This is a genomic window from Acetobacter indonesiensis (assembly GCF_000963945.1).
GTDB classification, from domain to species: Bacteria; Pseudomonadota; Alphaproteobacteria; order Acetobacterales; family Acetobacteraceae; genus Acetobacter; species Acetobacter indonesiensis.
Genome location: NZ_BAMW01000073.1, coordinates 1 through 1964 on the forward strand (window position 1 = coordinate 1; position 1964 = coordinate 1964).

Sequence of the window (1964 nt, forward strand, 5' to 3'; positions counted from 1 at the left end):
CCCAATGCGCTGAGAGCGGTTTTAACGATGTGTGGAGCTGTGAGTTCAGCCTGCTCGTATTGAGCGTCCTGTGAGTTATGGTCGATGAAGATATCTGGCAGGGTGAGGGGGCGGAAGCGCACGGTGTCCAGCAGGCCTGTGGTGGCCAGATGATGCCCGACCTGTGAGCCGAATCCGCCAATCGAGCCCTCTTCAAGCGTGATCAGCACGGCATGGTTACGGGCCAGGTTTTCAACCAGTTCCACATCAATCGGCTTGGCAAAGCGGGCATCGGCCACCGTGGGGGGCAGGCCGTGGGCGGCCAGCATGTCAGCGGCCTTCAGCGCTTCAGCCAGTCTCGGCCCCAGCGAGAGGATGGCAATGCCGCCTTTCTCACCCCCGGCCTGACGGCCCATTTCACGGATGATGCGGCCCTTGCCGATTTCCAGAACCTGCCCTTCGGCGGGCAGATCAAGGCCCAGACCATTGCCACGCGGGTAGCGCAGGCCAATCGGACCTTCATCAAATGCACAGGCGGTGGCGGTCATGTGCAGCAGTTCAACTTCGTCTGACGGGGCCATCAGGGTCATGCCCGGCAGACAGCCCAGATAGGCAAGATCAAACGACCCGGCATGGGTTGCGCCATCAGCACCCACCAGACCGGCACGGTCAATGGCGAAGCGCACCGGCAGTTTCTGCAGCACCACGTCATGCATCACCTGGTCATAGGCACGCTGTAGGAAGGTGGAATAGATGGCGCAGAACGGCCGCAGCCCTTCCGTTGCCATGCCCGCCGCGAAAGTCACGGCATGCTGTTCGGCAATGCCGACATCAAAGAACCGGTCGGGGTAGGATTTGGCAAAGGCATCAAGCCCGGTGCCAGACGGCATGGCGGCGGTGACGGCGGTAATCTTGTCGTCCGTTGCGGCGCGACGCACCAGTTCCCGTGCAAAAACCGATGTGTAGGATGGCGGGCCAGAGGGGCCTTTTTTCTGCTCACCGGTGACCACGTTGAACTTGGCGACTGCGTGGTATTTGTCCCCGGCGTTTTCTGCGGGGCGGTAGCCGTGGCCTTTTTCCGTGATGACGTGCAGCAGGATGGGGCCGTTATTGGTGTCGCGCAGGTTGCGCAGAATAGACACCAGCTGCGGCAGGTCATGCCCGTCAACCGGGCCAACGTAGTAGAAGCCCAGTTCTTCAAACAGTGTGCCGCCGGTAATCATGCCGCGGGCATATTCGTCAGCCTTGCGGGCCGTGCGTTCCACAGGGGCTGGCAGCTTCTTGACCACTTTCCCGGCCAGTTCCCGCAGACCCATGAACTTGCGCGAGGACATTAGGCGGGAGAGGTAGTTGGACATTGCCCCCACAGGTGGGGCGATAGACATCTCGTTATCGTTGAGGATGACGATCAGCCGTTCTGCACCGGGGCCCGCCACGGCAGCATTGTTCATGGCTTCATAAGCCATGCCTGCTGAAATCGAGCCATCGCCGATTACGGCAATGACGCTGCGTTCACGGTAGGATGGATCGTCCTCGGCACGCAGATGGTGCGCCACAGCCATGCCCAGACCGGCAGAGATGGATGTAGAGGAGTGGGCGGCACCGAACGGGTCGTATTCGCTTTCAGAGCGACGGGTGAAGCCGGACAGCCCACCGGGCTGACGCAGGGTGCGGATCCGGTCGCGGCGGCCGGTCAGGATCTTGTGCGGGTAGGCCTGATGGCCGACGTCCCAGATCACTTTGTCAGCGGGGGTATCGAACACGGCATGCAGGGCCACGGTCAGTTCGACCACCCCCAGAGACGCCCCCAGATGTCCACCCGTGGTGGAGACCGCGTCAATCGTCTCGGCCCGCAGTTCGTCCGCAACCTGCTTAAGCTGCTCGGCAGAGAAATTCCGCATGTCAGACGGATACGTCACCCGGTCCAGCGCAGGAAAACGACCCAGCGTCGGAATGCTCGGACCACTTACAGAGACGGGGGGAGT

1 protein-coding gene is annotated in these 1964 nt (G+C 61.7%); it reads right to left on the bottom strand.

The window, feature by feature from the left end; translation table 11 throughout:
• Nucleotides 1-1934, bottom strand: a 1934-nt coding sequence (gene dxs, locus Abin_RS13970; RefSeq protein ID WP_048848011.1) for a 1-deoxy-D-xylulose-5-phosphate synthase, incomplete at its 3' end; no start/stop codon positions are given.
• Nucleotides 1935-1964: the final 30 nt, after the last annotated feature.